We start from the raw sequence: 21,331 nt of genomic DNA, 5'->3' as shown, positions 1-21,331 counted from the left end.
GCGCATCTACACGCCCCGCGCACCCCAGGCCGACGACGCGCCGGGCTCGGTGGATTGAACTTGGCGGTCGCTGGGCCGAGCGGGGTTCTTGAGATTCTTATCTCGGCCGACGCGGGTTTGAAGCATCTTGCGATGCCCGCCCCGCGACGGCCGCGCGGGCGGCCTGGCGGGGCTTACGCGGTGTCTTGCGTCGGTGTGATGACGCTTCGCGATTGCGCAGTGTCCTTGGTGTTTGACGCCGGCCGTGTGAATATGCCGTTCGACAAATCTGGTGGCGCACCGCTTCAAGTGCAGCGTTTGACCAGGTCCTTAAGCAGTCCGGTCAACTCATCAGGCTGCTCAAGCCCCGCAAGATGGGCCGCCCCTTCCAGCGCGTGACCCTGCGCGTGTGGCAATAGCCGCGCCACCGTGTAAGCGCGTTCCTGAATGTGAGGAAAGTCCAACTTGCCCCATACGATTGACGCAGGAACATCGATTGCTCCTAGCCGGGTGAACGCCTCAAAATCGTCGCGATTAGTACCGACGGGCGCTGCCGCCAGCGCAATAGCGTTCATTTCCAGAAACAAGCGGCGTGTCTCGCCGGTAACGCGCCCAGGATCCGCCAATGGGCCGTCCAAAAAGAGTTCAGCTTTGATCTCGTTGATCCGGCCACGATCTGCGGCCGATTCCGCCTCGCGTTGACGCGCGACCATCTCCAGAATTACCGGCGGGTAGACGGGCGCTGGAGCGCCATTGACGGTGGGTGAAATCAGCATCAGCCCGCGCACGCGGGCAGGGTGCATCAAGGTCGCATTCAGCGCGATGCTGGCGCCCTGAGAGCAGCCGGCCAAGATCACCGGCGTGGAACCGGCCGTGGCGTCGATGACGGCTAACAAATCGGCGACGGCGGAGTGGTCCTGGGCTTGCGCGCGGGTTTCCCCAAAGCCCCGCCGGTCATACGCGATGGCTTGGTAATCCGGCCCGCTTGCTTTCAACTGCGCGCGCCACATGCGCCGGTCGCAGACGTTGGCGTGCAGGAAGACGACGGGCAAACCGCTGCCCGCCGTTTCCACGGCGATCATGGCAGCGCCGGACGCGACCTGCAATGTCGAGTTCACCGAGTTCATGGCTGGTGCCTCTTACCCCGAATTCCGCAGCCCCGCCGCGATTCCGTTGATCGTCAGGTGAATCGCGCGTTGCACGCGCTTGTCGACCTCTGCGCTGGGATTCTTCTGCACCGCGCGATGACGCCGGATGAGATCAACCTGCAGGTAATTCAGCGGGTCGATATAGGCAAATCGTTCGCGCAGGGCGATCTGCAGCGTGGGGTTGTCGGCGAGCAGTTCGCGTTGGGTCAGCAGTTTCAGCATGCCGACAGTGCGGCCGTGTTCGGCGCTGATGGCGCCGAAGATGCGTTCGCGCAGGGCGCGTTGGGGGACGAGTTGGGCGTAGCGGGCGGCGATGGCGAGGTCGGATTTGGCCAGGACCATTTCCATGTTGGAGAGCAGGGTGCGGAAGGCGGGCCAGTCGCGGGCCATTTCGCGCAGTTGTGCAAGGCGGCCGCGGCGCGAGCGGGGGGCGTCGGGGGCGCCGGTTTCGAGATAGGCCTCGATGGCGGAGCCCATGCCGTACCAACCGGTGAGCATGAGGCGGCATTGGGCCCAGGAGAAGCCCCACGGGATGGCGCGCAGGTCTTCGATGCGTTGGCCTTTCTTGCGGGAGGCGGGGCGCGAGCCGATGTTCAGGCCGGCGATTTCGCTGATGGGGGTGGCGGCGAAGAAGTATTCGGCGAAGCCGGGGGTGTCGTAGACGAGGCCGCGGTAGGTGCGTTGCGCGGTGTCGGACATGAAGGACATGGCGGGGCCGTGGTGGGCCATGTGGGCGTCTTCGGCGCTGGTGGCTTCGGCGCGGGGGGCTAGGCTGGATTCGAGGGTGGCGGCGATGAGGAGTTCAAGGTGCCAGCGGCCGACTTCGGCGTCCTTGTATTTGCTCTGGATGACTTCGCCCTGCTCGGTCAGGCGGATCTGGCCGGCGACGGTGCCGGGGGGCTGGGCGAGGATGGCGTCGAAGCTGGAACCGCCGCCGCGTCCGACGGAGCCGCCGCGGCCGTGGAAGAGGCGCAGGCGGACGTTGCGGGTGGAGAAGACGTCGACGAGTGCGCGTTCGGCCTGGTAGAGCGACCAGTTGGACGTGAGGAAGCCGCCGTCCTTGTTGCTGTCGGAGTAACCCAGCATGACTTCCTGGGCGCCGTTTTGCGCAAGTTTTACGCGCTGGCGGATCTCGGGCAGGTCGAGCCAGGCGGCCATGATGTCGGCGCCGCGCTGCAAGTCGGGGATGGTTTCGAAGAGGGGGACGACCATGAGGCCGTCTTCGGGGGCGATGTCTTGCCCGGCGGGGGCGATGAGGCCGGCCTCTTTCTGCAGGACCATGACTTCGAGCAGGTCGCTGAGGGTTTCGGTGTGCGAGACGATGGTCTGGCGCACGGCCTGTTTGCCGTAGCGGGCGCGGCCGGCGGCGGCGGCGCGCAGGACGGCGAGTTCACGGGTGGTGTCTTCGGAGTAGGCGATCCAGGGGGAGGCCAGGGGGCGTGCCTGCGCGAGTTCAGTGCGCAGGAGGTCGACGCGTTCTTCTTCGGACAGCGCGAGGTAGTCGAGGGGTTTGCCGTTGTGGGTGACGCCGGCACGCGAGAAGAGTTCGGCGAGCGCGGCTTCGTGGACGTCGGAGCTTTGGCGCAGGTCGACGGTGGCGAGGTGAAAGCCGAAGACCTCGAGGGCCTGCTGCAGGCCGGACAGGCGCAGCTTGGCCAGCGGGGCGCCGTGATGGGCGCCGAGCGACGCGGCGATGACGGCGAGGTCGGCGGCGAGCTCTTGGGGGGCGTCGTAGGCGGGGGCGGCGACGGTGCTGCGGCGGGCGAGGTTCTGGCCGGTGAGCCGCAGCGCGGTGGCGGCCAGGCGGGCGTAGATGCCGACGAGGGCGCGCCGGTAGGGTTCGTCGCGGCGGTGCGGGGAGTCGTCGCCGCTGCGCTCGGCGAGCGCGAGCAGTTCGGGGTCGGCGGCGATGAGCAGGGTGGTGATGGAGAGTTCGGCGCCGAGGGCGTGGACTTCCTGGAGGTAGTGTTCGAAGAGGACGGTGGCCTGGCGCAGCAGGGCGCGCTCGAGCGTGGTGGCGTCGACGTTCGGATTGCCGTCGCGGTCGCCGCCGATCCAGCTGCCCATGCGCAGGAAGGGTTCGAGCGGCGGCGGCGGGGCGGCGAAGGGCTTGGCGGATTCGCGGTTGAGCAGCTTGGAGAGGTCGCCGTAGAGGCGCGGGATGACCTGCAGGAAGGTGCTGCGATAGTAGGAGAGCGCGTTCTCGATTTCGTCGGCGACGGTCAGGCGCGTGTAGCGCAACATGCGGGTCTGCCACAGGGTGGCGACGCGGCCGAGCAGGGCGGTGTCGAGTTCGGCGAGCTCGTCGGGCGTCAACTGGGCTTCGCGTTGGGCGAGGGCGGTGGAGATTTCGCGGTGGACGTCGAGGGTGCTTTTGCGCTGGACTTCGGTGGGGTGCGCGGTGAGGACGGGCATGACGCACGCTTCGGCCAGCAGGCGGCGGATGCGCGCAACGCTGACGCCTTGTCCGCCAAGGATCTGAATGGCTTCGCGCAGGCTGCCGCGGGCGGGCGTGCCGTCGGCGAGCGCGCGGGCGCGCTGGCGGCGGTTCTGGTCGCGGTCTTCGGCGATGTTGGCCAGATGCAGAAAGTAGCTGAAGGCGCGGGCGACGGAGTTGGGGTCGCTGCCTTGCAGGCGCTTGACGCGTTGTTCGAGCAGTTTGCTGTCGGCCTCGTCGCCTTCGCGGCGGAATTTGACGGCGGTGCGGCGCAGGGTCTCGATGGTGTCGAAGACGCGCTTGCCTTCGCATTCTTCGATGACCTCTCCTAACAACCGGCCCAACAGCCGGATATCGTGACGCAAGGGTTCTGCGGAATCGGACTGCGTGCGCTTGGCATTCATCGTGCGGGGATCCGTCTGACGGCGGTTGGAAGGGGATTGAGTCGAAGCGGGCGTTGCGGGCAAACCTTGAAAATGATCGGTCGATTTTACGCAGCGTTCCTTACGGGGGAGGCGGTTTGCTCGGTTAAAGTGCGGGGTATCCCTTCGTTATTCCAGAAGCCCCCTTTATGCAAAATCATCAACGTCGCGCGCTCGTGCTGTTTTCGGGCGGGCAGGATTCCACCACTTGTCTTGCCTGGGCGCTGGAACGCTATGCGCACGTGGAGACGGTGGCGTTCGATTACGGACAGCGCCATCACATCGAACTGTCGGCGCGGCTGAATGTGCTGCGCGAGATCCGGGCCAGTTTTCCGGACTGGGCGGCGCGGTTGGGCGAGGACCATCTGCTGGACCTGAAGGTGCTCGGGCAGGTGGGCGATACGGCGATGACCAGCGACCGGGCGATCGAGATGCAGGCGAACGGCTTGCCGAATACGTTTGTGCCGGGACGCAATCTGCTGTTCCTGACGCTGGCGGCGGCGCTGGGGTATCGGCGGCAGTTGGACGTGCTGGTGGGTGGAATGTGCGAGACGGATTTTTCCGGGTATCCGGATTGCCGGGATGACACGATCAAGGCGCAGCAGGTGGCGCTGGGACTTGGACTTGGGTCACGGGTGACGATCGAGACGCCGTTGATGTGGATCGATAAGTCGGAAACCTGGGCGTTGGCTTATGCGCTGGGGGGTGATGCGTTGGTGGAGACGATCGTCGAGGAAAGCCATACGTGTTATCTCGGGGAGCGGGGGGCTCGGCATGATTGGGGCTATGGGTGCGGGGAGTGCCCGGCTTGCAAGCTGAGGAAGATCGGGTGGGAGAAGTGGGTGGTGGCTTCGGCGGCTGAGGGTTGAGCTGGCGGTTATTTTCTGGTGCTTGGAACAGACGCACGAACCGCAGCAGTCGGCTGGCGAACGGCCGCTTCGGGGAAACAGATTGAATCTCCGGCCTCGCCCGCCTTCATGGTGCGGTTCGGGATTCCAGATCCATATCCGCAGGCCATTGAACTCTTGGGGCTAGACGCAAAGCGATGTTGTACGGTGCGACGTCGTTGGCATCACGCGGTTCGGCGTGATCGGGGTCGAGGCCTTCGATGCCGTTCTGCATGTAGGAGCACACGTAGGCCCAGAAATTGGAGGTGTTAGCAGCGTCAGTATTTAAGTGGAAGCGTGTTACGACTTTGTTAGTACCGGGTTCCACAACTGCGATGGAGACGCCTTCCTTGATGATGAGACCTCCGCCTGGCGTCGCACCACGGACTTTCCATTTCTCCGCGCGCAGATCGTCCCAGTCATAGCTGGCGGTGGTCACGTATGCGCGCTCGAAGGGATTCCACCATACAGAATGGAAGTCATAGACGTATACCTTGCGGCGTAGACGGTTGAATCGAAGCGGAAGATCGCGGGGCGGGGATACGTCGGCACGGTAGATTACAAACGCTGTCCACAGGCCGATGGAAATTGAACTGGCAAGCATCAGAAAGATTCCGGCCATAGATGCGCTAACACCTGTAGTGGCGAGTGAATATATATCCTTTGCGGCCATTACTAAGTGCTCTAGAAGAACCCATGCGACCAGCGCTAAAAAGAAAAAGCAAACACCGCGCATACTCGAAGTGTTGCGAGCGAACTCGATATACGTTTCGTCCATGTGCGTCGGCGCCTGCCAGAGCAGCATGGGGGCCTCATCTGGAGGATCATTGGGACCTGGCAGATCGCGTTGCCAGCCGCCGCAGGGGGGATTAAGTTGCGGTCTTGCCATCAGAGTCCTTTCCTAATTTCTTTGGCGGTGAAGCTGGAGTTCATGAAACAAAAGCATCAGAGCCGTTAAGCAGCAGCGGGATGGCGCACGGCCCATTTTTTGGGGAAGCAAATTACACCCTCCCCTCAAGGACTTTCACGGTGCCGTTCGGGATTCACGGTCCATATCCGCGGGCCATTGAACTCGTGGGGCTAGACGCAAAGCGATGTTGTACGGGGCGACGTCGTTGGCATCCCGCGGTTCGGCGTGATCGGGGTCGAGGCCTTCGATACCGTTTTGCATGTAGGCGCACACGTAGGCCCAGAAATTCGAGGTGTTTGCAGCGTCGGTGTTTAGATGGAAGCGCGTCACGACGTGATTGGTACCCGGTTCTACAACCGCGATGGAGACGCCTTCCTTGATGATGAGACCTCCGCCTGGCGTCGCGCCTCGGACTTTCCATTTCTCCGCGCGCAGATTGTCCCAGTCATAACTCGCGGTGGTCACGTAGGCGCGCTCGCAAGGATTCCACCAGACTGAATGGAAGCCATAAACGTAAACCTTGCGGCGAAGACGATTAAAGCGAAGCGGAAGATCGCGGGGAGGTGAGACGTCGGCGCGATAGAAAACACATACTGCCCAAACGCATAGGCCAATCGCAATCGCAAACAGCAAGAACATTCCAATTTCAAATGCTCCAACCCCCGTCGTCGTGATAGCGCTGAAATGCCTGGTGATCAGAATTGTCTGTTCGAGGCATGTCCATGCAATCAGCAGCGAAAAGATAAGAAGCGTACCCCGCAGAACGGATGTACTCCGAGCGAATTCGACATATATTTCGTCCATGTGCGTCGGCGCTCGCCAGAGCAGCATGGGGGGCTCGATAAGAGGGTCATTCGGACCGGGGAGGTCACATTGCCATCCGGCGCAGGGGGGATTTAGCTGTGGTCTCGCCATCAGAGTTGCTCCGTGATCTCGATGGCAGCGAAGCCGGTACTGTCGTCCTTATCGGGCCAGAATGCCACAGCAAATGTGGCCGATTTGATCTTGTTGATGGGATCCAACCAATACCAGCCGCTAAGGACTGGCCGTTCCGATGTCGGCTTCGTCTCACCGACCAACGTGTAATCCGAATCGTCTAAGGTCGAAGTTTGGATGGCACGGGCAGTATCGTTGACTTGCCCAGATGCCATGACGTGGGAAGACAGAATAGGGCGACGTTTGCCGTCTCGTGCGAGGTCAAAACGCTCGATGGTGAGGGCGAAGCGGTAGCGCGATCGTTCGGCATCGAAGCCGGGTAAGGTTGCGCTGTAAACAAGCGCCTTTGTTTTCTTGACTGCGCCGCGGTTTTTGAGCACTTCGACGTCTTCGCTGTAGAGCTCGTCTTTCGATATCGCTCGGTCTTCATTTGAGAAGCGGAGGTCGACGTCCATGCCGAGTACTGCGGCATTGAGTGCAGCGATGGCGACGTCCATATCGTCCGGATCGCGCCAGCGTTCACTGCTTTCTGTTCGACCGAAATAGCAACGCCGAGCCCATTTTTCCAATGCGTCAGACTCTAGGCTCCTTGCTATCTGCAACATCGCGTAGGCGACTAGTCCAACAATGACGCCGGCACCTAACGGACCGAACAGCGCGAGTGATCCAATGACTCCAAAGTAGGTAAGCCCTGCTCCGATGATTGATAGAAAGCCAGAAAATGCGTAGGGTATCGCGACAACTGCTTCGCCAGCTTTTATTACGCGTACGACGGCACGAAAACTCGCACCGGCATCCGCAATTCCCGCCAAAGCCGATATCGCTCCACCGATCATCACCATTTTCGAACCCAGCCCCACAACGCGAGTGAGCACAGGAGTTTTCTCCGCTCCCCATCGCAGCACGAAATCCTTGGCAGCGTCCGCCGGTATTTTGATCGCTAAGCCCGCCGCCTCAACACTCGCTCCTACGAAGCCGAGCGAAACGCTGTAAAACGCCGCGACGGCCTCGGGATGCTTTGCTCCCACTTTCCCATCCAGGTCGGCAATCGCGCTTTTCAAACTGTCCCTTAGAAAGTACAGGCCGATAAAGGATAAGCCACCATCCACGCTACCGACGGCCAAACTCTTCAAGCTCGAAAACGTGCTGCTGGCGACACGACGGGCCCCCGCCGCGCCAACCTGCATTCCATTCAGCACCGCGGTGGCAGCGGGCTCCAGATTCTTCAGGCCGGCGTTGACTTGACGTAAGGCATGTTGGGCTTCCCTCTTGACCTCCTGTCCAAGTGCGCCGGCCGCCTGTTTGATGTCTTGCGCGCCCTCCTTGGCTTCTTGACTGAAATCCAGGATGCGCTTCTTGACCTCTTCGGCAGTTCCATGCGCCCATAGCGTGACGTTGATGAGCACATTGCGGACATTGGCATTGGGGATGGTGATCAGACTGCCCAGCAACATGGCGCGTGCGCGCTTGCCAGTTGCCTTTTGGGCCGAGTTGGCATGCTCACGGATCTCGCTCGACAGCAGCTCGAAGCACTCCCCCACCGTGAGCTGGATGGTGATCTGGGTGAACTTGGCTTTACCGTATAGCCAGGCGGCGCCGGACTGGAGGTTGTCCAACGCCGCCTTGGCGCCGATGCTCAGGGTGTTTTCGAGGCGGTTGCTCGCATCGTGGATGGCCGCCAACAGCTGGTCTGCGGCTTCAACAACAAGCGCCCCGCGCCAATGGCTACCCTCCTTGCTGGTGGCGACCATTTTTATCGCGTCAAAGTATTTTTTGCCCGCCTCGGAGGGCATTGCGTCCGTGAACTGCGGTTCGAACGCTTGCTGCAAGTCGGTGTGTTGCCCATTGAGTGCGGTATAGACCGGGCTCCCACCGTCGGACAGAAGGTCTTGCCAAACCTGACTGCTGGGACCCAACACTTCCGGAGTGGGCTTTTCGCCAGGTTTGCTCTCGCCTGCCGCTGTTGTTTGCTGTGGCGGGGCATCCGTTATGCCGCCTGCAAGACAAGCCGCAGTGGCGCTTAGCCGATATTGCCGCGAACGCGCATCGGAGTCCGCATAGTCCAGAGCCATGACCCGGCGCCAGTTGGCGCCAGTCACCAGGTCAGCCCAATCGGTTGCATAAGCGTCGATCTGCTTTTGAAAGTTCTCGTCTTCCTTGTCGTACGAATCCTGAAAGGTCTTTCGCCCCGCAGGGCCAGTTTCCCAGTAACGATCTTCCAGCCGGGCCATGCGACGCTTATTCTCGCTGTCGACCGCGCGGGCCCGATCCTGTGCGGGGTCACTGTATACGGGTGGGACGCCGGATTCGCTGGACGTCCAGTAGTCGCTGGGTGGCGGGGGCGGCGGATGTGCAGCCTCTATATGCTGGGCGATGTAAGCCTTGATGCCTAGCAGGCACTGCGAAGTAAGGTAGGCATACCGTCTTGTCGGTTCTTCACGCCACCGCTGACGCATCGTGTTGACGGAGAGCCGCAGGCTGTTGAGCTCAGCAGCCATTCCCACCGGGTCGGGCAGGACGAGGCCGGCCACTCCCTTTGGAAGCCCATGCTGCTTTTCGAGCATGCGCAGTTGCGCCTGCATGGCTTCCAAGCGCGCATGACGGGGATGCCAATCATGAACGCTACCGAAATCGTGGGTGCCGATCGCATACTCGGCGACATGCTGGTGGAGATCATCGCCGTTCTCAAGGGCAAGCGCCTGGTTGCCACCAGTCGGATCTTGCTTGAGCGTCAAGAGGTTGACCACCCTGAACCGTTCACGATAATCAGCCGGCAGTGCCTTGCCATCAACGTATTTACCGGTGCGATAAGCATCGAGCGTCGCCTTCGGCCAAGGATCTTGTGAAAACGCGATCCAGGCTTGCTTATGCGTTGCGGTGTCGATATTGATGAATGCCGCGCGCAGATCATGGCCCGCGTCCACGCATGAGGTGGCTAGCGGCTCGGGCTTCGCCCGCGGCATGGAGAATGGATTGAACTGGCGTAAGTACCCTTCCGGGGTGACCTGATAGGCATGCCAGATTTCTTTGTCCAGCAAGACGTAGACATAACCTTGCCGCAGTACGCGCAATGCAGTCTGAATTGATTTTTGACTCAGTGCGCCATGCTGGCTGAGCCCGTCGGTGACCGGCATGATTGCAAGGCGTAGCGGCAGGATCGGTAAACCGGTACGTTCGCAGGCGGCGCAAGTGCCGGTGGGATTGGGAGCCGCCTGGCGCCGGGCCTGGGTCAGGGTTTTGCTGGTGTTCATGTGTAGTCCGCGGCGGGAGGTAATGACGCAACGATGCGTTGCCACGCAAAGTCGTCGTAGCTTTCAAAACGCGCTTGCAATGTGGACTGGCCTGCGGCTGCGATCGCGATATCGGCTTGAACTTTTGGATGCCGTGGAAGACCGGGATGAATGAACACGCGATGTGTGCACAGGTCGATGATGTCTGCGCTTTGGCGTAATCCCAGTTTGCGAGCGTCGCGGATCATCCGGAATGCATGCACGGCGGCTTGCGGCGGCAGAATCGTGACGCCACGCCAGCGCATGGGGGCATACGGCATCGGAAGCGTTAACGCCAGGCGCCACACATCCAGGAAGTCGCCAACGAGCGGGGCTAGTTGTTGAGCCTGTCGAGCTAGCACGAGTTCTTCCGTGCCGGCCCCGGTGGGAGCACCGCGAAGCAAGGTGTAGGTGCCCCAACTGGTCGGGCATAGCCAACGCTTTACCGGCCATAGCAGTGCAGGAAAGGCACGTTCCATCGATGCCGCGAGCAGTTCGAGTCGCAATGGCTCGACCAGGGTGTCATCCGTTTGCCAGCTACAGGCTTGATGACATCCAGGCAGCGCGCAGCTAAGTGATCGGCAACGGTATTGATGGGCCGATCACTAGTCAGCCATCCGCAGACATAGCGCTTCCTATAACTTGCGTCGTCAATTGCATGACGTTCAGCGGATGCGAGCAGCGACATGTTCGCTGTGTCGCCAGGTGCCGCCAACTGTACGAGCGCGGGACACGCGTCTGGCGTATGGGCGAGGTCCGGCCGCATTATGGGCGTGATCGCCTGTGCGCCCAACGCTTGGGTCAACGATTGAATACTTAGAGGATCTGTTGGCGGACACGGCGACAGCGGGTCCAGCAAAAGGTAAAGATGGTCGTTGGATGCGCGTCCGTTACGGGCAAATTCCTGTACGGCGCTCCGCATCACCTGGCGCGCTCCATCGCTCTGCCGAAGTGAACGGCTGGCTCGGCCTTGGCCAGCGCCACTCCAAGCGGGATCGTCTCGGACAGGCATCCAGGCAGCGTGAATTTGACGAGCTGAAAGGGCGCTTCGCCGAGGGCGCTAGCGGAATGCAGATCGGTTTGAGTTGGCATGGCGAGCTTCCGGGTAGCGACGGACCGCACGGGTCGTCCTTGGTGCCAGATGGCACTACCGCTTTTAGAAGCTGCCAATACTGCGTGTAAATCAGAGGAGTCTTATTAATGAACCAAATTGACTGAGACACCAATGCTAAACACCATCCCGCGCCGCCGGCGCAACATTGGGTGTGACGGCCGCTGTCACCGCAGCCTCCTTCACCCGCCCGATGAACTTCCATCTCAACATCACCGCCGCAGCCGCAATCACCGCTGCGAGCACGGCGGACACCATCATTGCTGCTTTCGCGCCCTGCCATTCAATGACGAACGCATACGCAACAGGCGCCGCAGCGGTCAGTAGAAAACTGGGAATCAGCAACGCCCCAACCAGCGCGCCGTAGCTGCGAAAGTCAAAGAGCGCCAGCGGCAGCGTGCCGCGGGTGATGGTCAAGAGGCCGTTGCACGCGCCGTAGAGCAAGGTGTAGGCGGCGGTGGCGTAGAGGTTGCCGCCGGGGACGAGGGCGAGCAGGAAGCACAGTGGGAGGACCAGGGCTACTGCCAGGTTGAGCGTCAGCGGATGAAGGCGGGCGCCGACGAGGACGTCGCCTAAACGAGCAGCGAATTGGCCGATGCCCCAGAGCGATGCGACGGTGACCGCGGCGGCGGTGGCCAGGCCCAGGCCGGTCAGCAGCGAGAAAAGGTGCGCGGCGTTGCCGGCTGCCAGGAAGTTGGTCAGCATCGCCATGACGGCGTAGAGGGTGCCGGCCAGGCGGCGTTCGGCGGCGGTGCGGGTGAGGCCGGTGGTGGCCCTGCCGGGGTCGGTGGTGGACGCGGTGTAGCGGCGGCGGGGCAGGGCCAGGTAGAGTGGGATGGTGGCGAGGGCGAGGGCGGCGTAGCACCAGGCGGCGCCGCGCCAGCCAAGCCATTCGGCCAGGAAGTGGCCGACGGGCCACATGACGGTGGATGCCAGTCCGCCGAAGAGGGTGATCTGGGACATGGGCCTGCGGGCGGCGGGGCCGGCGGCGCGGGCCAGCGCGGCGAAGGCGGCGTCGTAGAGGCACAGGCGCATGCCGACGCCGAGCGCGGCCCATGCGGCGAAGTAGAGTGCGTGCGAGTGCGTGATGGCGAGCAGGGCGCAGCCGAGTGCGGATAGCGCGGCGCCTGCGGGCATGACGAGGTGGCCGCCCCAACGGTCCACCGCGGCGCCGGCGGCGGGGGAGACGAGGGCCATGACGACGATGGCGGCGGAGAAGCCGCCGTAGACGGTGGCGGTGCTCCAGCCGAGGTCGGCGGTCATGGCCGGGCCGAGCGCGCCGATGAGGTAGAAGGTGACGCCCCAGCCGATAAGCTGGGTCAGGCCCAGACAGATGACGGCGCGGGCACGGATCATGGGCGTTGCGGGGGCGTGGTGTCGCCGTCGCCGAGGCTGCGCTGCATGAGGACGGTGTCGCGCCATTCGCCGTGCTTGTGGCCCACGGACCGCAGGGTGCCGACGGGGTGAAAGCCCTGGCTGGCGTGCAGGGCAAGCGAAGCGGCGTTGCGGCTGTCTCCGACGACGGCAAGCATCTGCCGCCAGCCGGCGGCGGTGCAGCGCTCGACCAGGGCGGCGAGCAGCTTGCCGCCGATGCCGAGGCCGGCGCGGCCGGCCTTGACGTAGACAGAGTCTTCGACGGTGTGCCGGTAGGCGGGGCGCGGGCGGTAGGGGGTGACGTAGGCGTAGCCAACGACCTCGCCGTTGATCTCGGCCACGAGGTAAGGCATTTCCTTTTCTAGGACGCCGGCGCGGCGCTGGCGCATTTCGGCGATGGAGGGCGGCTCGAGTTCAAAGGACGCGGTGCCGTGCTGCACGTGATGCGCGTAGATGGTCTTGATGGCGGGCAGATCGGCTTCCGCGCTGTCGCGGATGAGGACGGTGGGCGAATGGGGCGACATGGAAATGGCCGGAGATTTAGTAGGCAATCGGGTGTGCAAGGCGCCGCACCAACGGACACATGAGTTGGGAGGTGTCCGAGGGTGGGAGTACGCAGGGCCGATCGAAAACGCCAGTGTGGGCCAAGCTGATTCATTAATAAAGCTTTGGTCTATTATGATTTGCATAAGCAAAACTTTGGTTAGATCATGCGCGGCTTGAATCTGGACCACTTGCGCACGTTTGCGCAGGTCATCGAACTGGGCAGTTTTTCCGCCGCCGCGGAACGAGCGGGCGTGACGCAGCCCGCCGTCAGTCTGCAGATCCGCCAGCTGGAGCGGCGTTTCGGGCTGAAGTTGGTGGAGCGCGTGGGACGCCGCGCGGGGCCGACGGCGGCGGGGCGGGAATTGCTGGCCCATATCCGCGTGATCGAGGGCGCGATTGCGCAGGCCGAGCAGGCGATGGCGTCGCATGCGTCGCAGGTGTCGGGGCGGATCCGGCTTGGCACGGGCGCGACGGCGTGCACCTATCTGCTGCCGCCGGTGCTGGCGGATCTGCGTCAGCGGTTTCCGGCGCTGGACATCGTGGCCAGCACGGGCAATACGGCGGACATGCTGCGCGGGCTGGAGGCCAATACGTTGGATATCGTGCTGATCACGCTGCCGGCGCCGGGCCGCATGTTCCAGGCGACGCCGGTGATGGAGGACGAGTTCGTGGCGATCTTTCCTTCGCGCGATCCGGCCGCCATCCCGGAGGTCGTGACGCCGCAGTCGCTGGCGCGGCTGCCCTTGGTGCTGTTCGAGCCGGGCGCGCGCACGCGGCGGCTGGTGGATGACTGGTTCGAGGCGGCGGGCGTGGCGGCCAAGCCGATCATGGAGCTGGGCAGCACGGAGGCGATGAAGGAGATCGTGGGGGCGGGGCTGGGCTGCGCGGTGTTGCCCCGGCTGGCGGTATCCGGCGCCGGACGGCGTGACGCGCTTGAAGTGCGTTCGCTGACGCCAAGGCTGTCGCGCGATCTGGCGATCGTCCTGCGGCGCGACAAGCCGCTCAGCCGCGGGCTGCGGCATTTGCAGGACGCGCTGCTGGCGTTGGGGGGGCGGGCGTCATGACGGTTTCACGCAGATCCGGCTCGACTCGTATGGCGCCTTCGATCGCTACGGCTTCTACCGTTTCTACGACCCGAACGACGCGTACGACTCCTACGACCACTACGACTCCTTCGGTCGCTACAGCCCCTACGCTGCATAAGACCCGGATGGCCCTTACGAGCCATACGACCCGACCGCTCGCCGAACCCGATCTCTATCCCTACGAATCCTCGCGCCGTCCGCTGGCGGGGCTGGCCATCGACTATCCCGACGGTCACCGGGTCAAGCGACACCGCCATCGGCGCGGCCAGCTCGTGTACGCGATGTCGGGCGTGATGGTAGTGGATACGGACGCGGGCATCTGGGTCGTGCCGCCGACGCGCGGCGTGTGGGTGCCGGCGTGGGTGTCGCACGGCATTCGCATGAGCGGCGAACCGCGCATGCGCACCGTTTTCGTCGAGCCGGGGGCGGCGGCACACCTGCCGGCGCAGTGCTGTGTGCTGTCCGTGTCACCGCTGCTGCGCGAATTGATGGCGGCCGCTGCCGAGGTGCCGCTGGATTGGGAGCCGGACACGCGCGACGGGCGGCTGATGATGCTGCTGCTGGATGAGTTGCGCCAGGAACCCGTGCTGCCGCTGCATCTGCCACAGCCGTCGGAACCCCGGCTGGCGCGCATCTGCCGCGCCATTGTGCGCCATCCGGAACGGCAGGACGGGGCAGCGGACTGGGCGCGGGAATTGGGCGTGGATCCCAAGACGGTGCACCGGCTCTTCGTGCGCCACACGGGTATGACGTTCGGCCGCTGGCGCCAGCAGGCAAGGCTTTTGGCGGCGATGGAGCGGTTGGCGCGGGGTGATCGGGTGCTGGATGTGGCGCTGGACCTGGGGTACGAAAGCCCCAGCGCATTCGCAGCGATGTTCCGCAAGGCGCTGGGGGAGTCGCCCAGCGCTTTCGCGGCGCGCGGCGTGGCGTCCGCCTGATGGCCGCCGGCGGGCCGGCTGGTGGCCGGCCGACCGCCGCGCGTCCGTTTCCAGGGCGCGCACGGGCGGCCGGGCGCGGAAGCAGCGTATTATTTAGCGTTTTGCCGCCCACGCTAACAGCTACAGCCTGAGACAGATCATGCCGCACTACCGCTCCCGCACTTCGACCCACGGCCGCAACATGGCCGGCGCCCGCGCCTTGTGGCGCGCAACCGGCATGAAGGATGGCGACTTCGGCAAGCCGATCATCGCCGTGGTGAACTCGTTCACGCAGTTCGTTCCGGGCCACGTGCATCTGCGCGACCTGGGCGCGCTGGTGGCCAAGGAAATCGAAGCCGCCGGCGGCGTCGCCAAGGAATTCAACACCATCGCCGTGGACGACGGCATCGCCATGGGTCACGGCGGCATGCTGTATTCGCTGCCGTCGCGCGAACTGATCGCGGACTCGGTGGAATACATGGTCAACGCGCACTGCGCCGACGCCATGGTCTGCATCTCGAACTGCGACAAGATCACCCCCGGGATGTTGATGGCCGCCATGCGCCTGAACATCCCGGTCGTGTTCGTGTCGGGCGGTCCGATGGAAGCGGGCAAGGTCAAGTCGCCGACCGACGGCAAGGTCATCGCCAAGATCGACCTCGTCGACGCCATGATCAAGGCCGCCGACCCCAACGTGTCGGACGCCGAAGTGGCCGAAGTCGAACGCAGCGCCTGCCCCACGTGCGGCTCCTGTTCCGGCATGTTCACGGCAAACTCGATGAACTGCCTGACCGAAGCCATCGGTCTGGCGTTGCCCGGCAACGGCACCATCGTCGCCACGCACGCCTGGCGCAAGGGCCTGTTTGAACAAGCTGGCCGCCTGGTCGTGGACCTGTGCCGCCGCTACTACGTCGAAGAAGACGAATCGGTCCTGCCGCGCAGCATCGCCACCAAGAGCGCGTTCCAGAACGCGATGGCGCTGGATGTGGCGATGGGCGGGTCGACCAACACCGTGCTGCACTTGCTGGCCGCGGCACAGGAAGCCGGCGTGGACTTCACCATGGCCGACATCGACCGCATCTCGCGCAAGGTGCCTTGCCTGTGCAAGGCAGCACCCGCCACCGACAAGTACCACATCGAAGACGTGCACCGCGCCGGCGGCATCCTGGGCATCCTGGGTGAATTGGCGCGCGCCGACCTGCTGGATCTGTCCTGCGGCAACGTCCACAGCGGCACGCTGGGCAACGCCATCCAGAAATGGGACGTGGCCGGCGACGCGGGTGAAGAAGCCAAGAAGTTCTACCGCGCAGCCCCCGGCGGCATCCCGACCACGGTCGCCTTCAGCCAGGACGCCACGTTCCTGACGCTGGACACCGACCGCAAGACGGGCTGCATCCGCAGCAAGGAAAGCGCCTATTCCAAGGACGGTGGCCTCGCCGTGCTGTACGGCAACCTCGCTGAAAAGGGTTGCATCGTCAAGACGGCCGGCGTGGACGAATCGCAGTGGGTCTTCACGGGGCGCGCGCGCGTCTTCGAAAGCCAGGACGACGCCGTCGAAGGCATCCTGGGCGACCAGGTCGTGGCGGGCGACGTGGTGGTGATCCGCTACGAAGGCCCCAAGGGCGGCCCCGGCATGCAGGAAATGCTGTATCCCACGTCCTACCTGAAGTCCAAGGGCCTGGGCAAGACCTGCGCGCTCTTCACCGACGGCCGCTTCTCGGGTGGCTCGTCGGGCCTGGTGATCGGCCATGCCTCGCCGGAAGCGGCGGAAGGCGGCACGATCGGTCTGGTCGAAGAAGGCGACACGATCGAGATCGACATCCCCAACCGCAAGATTCACCTGGCCGTTTCCGACGAGGAACTGGCCCGCCGCCGCGCCGCCATGGACGCGCGCGCCGACGGCTGGGAGCCGGTGGGCCGCGAACGCGTGGTGTCGCAGGCGCTGCAGGCGTATGCGGCGCTGGCCACGTCGGCCGACCGCGGCGCGGTGCGCGATCTGTCGCAGCTCAAGCTCAAGGGCAAGCGCTGATCGGTTGATGGCGAGTTGTTGTGAAAGGCGGCGCACTTGGTGCGCCGTTTTTTTTTCAACTGACGATATTCGATGCGCATCTTGCTGTTGCCTGCATCGGGAAAGCGAGGATCAATTACAGCTTGCACGTTGTATTTTTGAAATACAGCTTAGGAGTTGTATTTGATAAATACAGCCTACATTGCGTATTCCAGTTTTACAACCTAGAATCTGTAAACTTCACCTTCAAGGGCTGGCATGTCCGACTTCACCGTCCGCACGGCGGACCAGCTTCCCGCCTTGCTCCGGGCATTCCGCAAACAGGCTGGCATGACCCAGGCCGAAGCTGCGCTGCGTTTGGGCGTCACGCAGCAAACGCTTTCGGCGTTTGAGCGCAATGCCGGCAAGCTTGGCGCTGACAGGTTGCTTGAGATCCTCGGCATCCTGGGCGTGGAAGTCGTGTTGCGGCAACGGGAAAAATCCTCCGCGTCCAAAACATCGGCCACACCGGATTGGTAGCCATGGGCCGACGATCGCACCACCGCGCTCTGGATCTCTGGATGAACGGGGACTTCGTGGGCGTCTGGAGCGTCCAGCCCCAGATCGGCGAGACGCTCCAGTACGACGAGGCATGGACTGCCTCGGGCCGGGGGCGGCCACTTTCGCTTTCGCTCCCCTTCACGCCGGGCAACCCGCCGCATCGCGGACAGAGCGTGCGCAGCTATTTCGAGAATCTGCTGCCCGACAGCCAGAACATTCGCGAACGCGTCGCGCGGCGGTTCCAGGCGGGTTCCACTGATGCGTTCTCGTTGTTGGCCGAAGTTGGTCGGGATTGTGTGGGCGCTGTTCAGGTCATGCCCCGCGGCGTGGCGCCTGACCCCGTGACGCAGGTCGACGCCATTCCCCTCAGCGATGCGCAAGTGGCCCAGGCGCTGCGCAGCACCCTGACTCCCGGACCTTTGGGCGGGCGCAATGCGGACGCCGATGACGGGTTCCGCATCTCGATCGCCGGGGCCCAGGAAAAGACGGCCATGCTGTGGCTCGATGGGAGTTGGTGCAGGCCTCACGGCGCCACGCCGACCACGCATATCTTCAAAATGCCGCTCGGCCTCGTCGGCAACCTGAAGTTCGACATGAGTCATTCGGTGGAGAACGAGTGGCTGTGTTCCGAGATTCTCCATGCGTACGGGCTGCCGGTGGCGCGCACCCAGCCGTTGATGTTCGAAGACATGAAGGTGCTGGCGGTCGAGCGGTTCGACCGCCTGTGGTGGCGCAACGATGATGGCAAGCGCTGGCTGATCCGCCTGCCGCAGGAAGACATGTGCCAGGCGACGGGCACGCCGCCGCATCTGAAGTACGAATCGGACGGCGGCCCCGGCATGCGCAGCATCATGAAGCTGCTGGCCACCTCGCGCGACCCCGATCGCGACCGGCGGACGTTTTTCCAGTCGCAGGTCCTGTTCTGGATGCTGCGCGCCACCGATGGCCACGCAAAGAACTTCAGCATTTTTCTGCGACCCGGCGGCGCGTACGAGCTCACGCCGTTGTACGACGTACTGTCTGCCTATCCCGTCATCGGTACCGGCGCCAACCAGCTGTCGCCGTTCAAGGCACGCATGGCCATGGCAGTGCGCACCAAGAACACCCACTGGCTCATGCGCGACATTCTGCGGCGGCATTGGCTTGCCGTCGGTGCGGAACATGGGGTCGTGGCGCCGGACGGCCGGGGCGTGGAAACGGTGGTCGACGATCTGGTTTCGCGTACGCCGCATGTGGTGCGCGCGGTGCGAGACATTTTGCCGCCTGCGTTTCCCGAGCACGTGGCCGATACCATCCTCCAGGGGCTGCAGGCCGCAGCAGACAGACTGGCAGGTTAGTCAGAAGGAGTCTGAACCAATGTCCCTGAATTCCGACGCCTTGCGCCTGTTTCTTGGTGTGGTCGACGCCGGCTCCCTCAGCGCCGCAGCCGAAATGCTCGGCCAGACCGCATCGGGGGTCAGCCGTGGCCTGCATCGACTTGAAGAAGACCTGGGCGTCACGCTGCTGAACCGCACCACGCGCCGCATGGAGCTGACCGAAGAGGGCCGGCATTTTCTGCCGAAGGCGCGGCAGATCGTGGCGGCGCTGGAAGAGGCCGAGGAGTGCATGCGCATGGTCCACCAGCGGCCCGCAGGCCGTCTGCGCGTGGATGCGTCAGTGCCGGTGATGCTGCATTGCGTGGTGCCGCACGTCGCCGAGTTCCGGCGCGCGTATCCGGAGATTTCGCTGGAACTGACCAGCAACGATCGCATCGTGGATTTGATGGAGCATCGCACCGATGTTGCGCTGCGCATGGGCCTGCTGACCGATTCCACGCTGCATGCTCGCGCGCTGCGGCCGTCGCCGCGCTGGATGATGGCCAGTCCCGATTACATCGCTCGGCGTGGCGCGCCGCGCACGGTGGAGGATCTGGCGGACCATGAAGTGTTGGGCTTCACGCAGCCGGAGAGCCTGAACCTCTGGCCGCTGCGCCATGCCGGCGGTTCAAGTTTTCAGGCGACGCCGACGCTTGCGACGTCCAGCGGCGAGACGCAGCGGCAGCTGGCGCTGCGCGGCGTCGGCATTGCCTGCCTGTCGGACTTTGTCGTGCGCGAGGATATCGCGGCCGGGCGCCTGGTGAAGGTGCTGGAAAGCGAATACACCGATCACCTGCAGCCGATGCACGCGGTGTATCACCGCAATACGCAGCTGTCGCGGCGCATTGCGTGTTTCCTGGATTTTTACGCGGGTCGGATTTGAGGGGGGCGCGGCGGAGTAATGCGCCAGTGTCAGACACCCGGGTTGAGACTCGTCAGCCTGAACCGATGCCGCAAGGGTGTCTGACACCGATGAACGACGACGGTGTCCGACACCCGTCGACAACCGCTACGCGTGCAGTGCCCGTCCAAATGCCGCCAGCACCGATTCATGCAGCGTTTCCGACAGCGTCGGGTGCGCAAACACGGTGTGCATCAGGTCTTCTTCGGTGGCCTCCAACGACGCTGCCACGCCATAGCCCGTGATCAGCTCGGACGCCTCCGGATGGATGATATGCGCGCCCAGCAGTTCGCCTGACTTGGCGTCGAACACCGTCTTGACGAGCCCCTGATCCTCGCCCATCGCAATCGCCTTGCCGTTGCCGGCGAAGGTGAATTTCCCGACACGGATCTCGCCGCCGGTCTTCGTGGCGTGTTCACGCGCGCGGGCTTCGGTCATGCCGATGCTGGCAACCTGCGGATAGGAATACGTGCAGGCGGGAATGCGCAGCGGATCGATGGCATGCACCGGCAACCCGGCGATGGCCTCCACGCACAGCACCGCTTCGTGGCTGGCCTTGTGGGCGAGCCACGGCGCGCCGGCCACGTCGCCGATCGCGTAGACGCCCGGCTCGCCGGTGCGGCACAGGCCGTCGGTGACGATGTGCGTCTTTTCGACTTTGACGCGCGTCTTTTCCAGGCCAAGATTCTCGACGTTGCCGACAATGCCGGCGGCGACGATGACGCGGTCGAACGTCTCTTCGATCTTTTTGCCGTCATGCTCCACCGTCACCTTGACGCCGTCGGCGGTGGTCGACGAGGCCGTCACGGCGCAACGGGTCAGCACGCGGATACCTTGCTTCCCAAAGGCCTTGCGCGCCAACTGGGAGATCTCGGCGTCTTCCTGCGGCAGGATCTCCGGCGTCATGTCGATCAGCGTGACCTCGGCGCCCACCGCTCGATAGAAGCTGGCGAACTCGGCGCCGATGGCGCCCGCGCCCACGACCAGCAGCGACTTCGGGATTTCGGTCGGGACCAGCGCCTGGCGGTAGGCCCAGATGCGTTCACCGATGGGCAGCGCCGGCAGTTCGCGAGCACGTGCGCCGGTGGCCAGGATGATGTGCTTGGCCGACAGGGTGGCGCCGTTGTCCAGCGCCAACTTGCCGGACCCGGCAAGCCGCGCGCTGGCCGCGAACACCGTCACGCCATTCTTCTTCATCAAGTGCGCCACGCCCTGGCCCAGCCGGCCGGCCACCTTGCGTGACCGGGCGACCATCGCGGCCAGATCGGGACGCGCTTCTGCCGCGCCCGTCACGCCGTAGTGCGCGGCCTCGCGGCAGGCGCGCAGCACGGTTGCGCTGTGCAGCAAGGCCTTGGTGGGAATGCAGCCCCAGTTCAGGCAGATGCCGCCCAATTCAGCGCGCTCGACCAGCGCGACCGACAAGCCAAGCTGCGCGCCGCGGATCGCGGCGACATAGCCGCCCGGCCCGCCGCCCACCACCACCAGATCAAAACTCGTCTTCGTCAT

At 64.0% G+C, this 21,331-nt stretch carries 17 protein-coding genes; 7 read left to right on the top strand and 10 right to left on the bottom strand.

The window, feature by feature from the left end; genetic code table 11:
- Positions 1 to 284: 284 nt before the first annotated feature.
- The gene (locus tag B2W22_RS20985; protein WP_175122171.1) at positions 285 to 1,106 is read right to left on the bottom strand and encodes an alpha/beta fold hydrolase; all 822 of its coding nucleotides are present in this window, start codon (positions 1,104 to 1,106) and stop codon (positions 285 to 287) included.
- Between the two features lie 12 nt (positions 1,107 to 1,118).
- Complete coding sequence (gene ppc, locus B2W22_RS20980) at positions 1,119 to 3,968, bottom strand: phosphoenolpyruvate carboxylase (protein ID WP_175122172.1); 2,850 nt, start codon at positions 3,966 to 3,968, stop codon at positions 1,119 to 1,121.
- Positions 3,969 to 4,135: 167 nt separating this feature from the next.
- Between ppc and queC the strand changes: the two genes are divergently transcribed.
- The gene (gene queC, locus B2W22_RS20975) at positions 4,136 to 4,855 is read left to right on the top strand and encodes a 7-cyano-7-deazaguanine synthase QueC (protein WP_175122173.1); all 720 of its coding nucleotides are present in this window, start codon (positions 4,136 to 4,138) and stop codon (positions 4,853 to 4,855) included.
- A 106-nt stretch (positions 4,856 to 4,961) separates the two neighbouring features.
- Here the strand turns inward: queC and B2W22_RS20970 are convergent, their stop codons facing one another.
- From B2W22_RS20970 to B2W22_RS20940, 7 genes are all read right to left on the bottom strand, one after another.
- A complete protein-coding gene (locus tag B2W22_RS20970; RefSeq protein ID WP_286939428.1) occupies positions 4,962 to 5,678 on the bottom strand; it encodes a DUF6708 domain-containing protein in 717 nt (238 codons plus the stop codon).
- 219 nt (positions 5,679 to 5,897) lie between these two features.
- Positions 5,898 to 6,614 (bottom strand): DUF6708 domain-containing protein, encoded by a 717-nt coding sequence (locus B2W22_RS20965; protein WP_286939427.1) that lies wholly within the window; start codon positions 6,612 to 6,614, stop codon positions 5,898 to 5,900.
- Between the two features lie 83 nt (positions 6,615 to 6,697).
- Entirely contained in the window at positions 6,698 to 9,970 is a 3,273-nt protein-coding gene (locus tag B2W22_RS20960; RefSeq protein ID WP_286939425.1) for a T6SS effector BTH_I2691 family protein, read from the bottom strand.
- The gene (locus B2W22_RS20955; RefSeq protein WP_286939424.1) at positions 9,967 to 10,494 is read right to left on the bottom strand and encodes a hypothetical protein; all 528 of its coding nucleotides are present in this window, start codon (positions 10,492 to 10,494) and stop codon (positions 9,967 to 9,969) included. Before B2W22_RS20955 ends, B2W22_RS20960 begins: the two co-directional genes overlap by 4 nt.
- Positions 10,495 to 10,909: 415 nt before the next feature.
- Positions 10,910 to 11,080 carry a hypothetical protein gene (locus B2W22_RS20950; protein ID WP_239215171.1) on the bottom strand — a complete coding sequence of 57 codons (171 nt, stop codon included), beginning with the start codon at positions 11,078 to 11,080 and terminating at the stop codon, positions 10,910 to 10,912.
- 136 nt (positions 11,081 to 11,216) lie between these two features.
- Positions 11,217 to 12,455 (bottom strand): MFS transporter, encoded by a 1,239-nt coding sequence (locus B2W22_RS20945; RefSeq protein WP_286939423.1) that lies wholly within the window; start codon positions 12,453 to 12,455, stop codon positions 11,217 to 11,219.
- On the bottom strand, positions 12,452 to 12,997 hold the full coding sequence (locus tag B2W22_RS20940; protein WP_175122177.1) for a GNAT family N-acetyltransferase: 546 nt from the start codon (positions 12,995 to 12,997) through the stop codon (positions 12,452 to 12,454). Before B2W22_RS20940 ends, B2W22_RS20945 begins: the two co-directional genes overlap by 4 nt.
- 186 nt (positions 12,998 to 13,183) lie before the next feature.
- On the opposite strand from B2W22_RS20940, the gene B2W22_RS20935 reads away from it, so the two are divergent.
- The 6 genes from B2W22_RS20935 (at position 13,184) to B2W22_RS20910 (ending at position 19,807) form a co-directional block, all read left to right on the top strand.
- A complete protein-coding gene (locus tag B2W22_RS20935) occupies positions 13,184 to 14,083 on the top strand; it encodes a LysR family transcriptional regulator (protein ID WP_239215167.1) in 900 nt (299 codons plus the stop codon).
- Between the two features lie 146 nt (positions 14,084 to 14,229).
- Positions 14,230 to 15,042 carry an AraC family transcriptional regulator gene (locus tag B2W22_RS20930; RefSeq protein ID WP_175122179.1) on the top strand — a complete coding sequence of 271 codons (813 nt, stop codon included), beginning with the start codon at positions 14,230 to 14,232 and terminating at the stop codon, positions 15,040 to 15,042.
- 139 nt (positions 15,043 to 15,181) lie between these two features.
- Positions 15,182 to 17,050 (top strand): dihydroxy-acid dehydratase, encoded by a 1,869-nt coding sequence (gene ilvD / locus B2W22_RS20925; protein ID WP_286939421.1) that lies wholly within the window; start codon positions 15,182 to 15,184, stop codon positions 17,048 to 17,050.
- 237 nt (positions 17,051 to 17,287) lie between these two features.
- The gene (locus tag B2W22_RS20920) at positions 17,288 to 17,548 is read left to right on the top strand and encodes a helix-turn-helix transcriptional regulator (RefSeq protein WP_175139537.1); all 261 of its coding nucleotides are present in this window, start codon (positions 17,288 to 17,290) and stop codon (positions 17,546 to 17,548) included.
- 2 nt (positions 17,549 to 17,550) lie between these two features.
- On the top strand, positions 17,551 to 18,906 hold the full coding sequence (locus tag B2W22_RS20915; protein WP_286939420.1) for a type II toxin-antitoxin system HipA family toxin: 1,356 nt from the start codon (positions 17,551 to 17,553) through the stop codon (positions 18,904 to 18,906).
- Positions 18,907 to 18,925: 19 nt separating this feature from the next.
- Positions 18,926 to 19,807, top strand: coding sequence for a LysR family transcriptional regulator (locus B2W22_RS20910; RefSeq protein ID WP_286939419.1), 882 nt, complete (start codon positions 18,926 to 18,928; stop codon positions 19,805 to 19,807).
- Between the two features lie 126 nt (positions 19,808 to 19,933).
- On the opposite strand, the gene lpdA is transcribed toward B2W22_RS20910, so the two are convergent.
- Positions 19,934 to 21,331, bottom strand: coding sequence for a dihydrolipoyl dehydrogenase (lpdA, locus tag B2W22_RS20905; protein ID WP_286939418.1), 1,398 nt, complete (start codon positions 21,329 to 21,331; stop codon positions 19,934 to 19,936).

Origin of the sequence: Achromobacter sp. UBA4530 (assembly GCF_002388205.1) — a bacterium.
In the GTDB taxonomy this organism is placed as follows: domain Bacteria; phylum Pseudomonadota; class Gammaproteobacteria; order Burkholderiales; family Burkholderiaceae_B; genus Achromobacter; species Achromobacter animicus.
The sequence above is the reverse complement of the archived record's forward strand: the minus strand, read 5'-3'. Positions and strand labels throughout refer to the sequence as shown.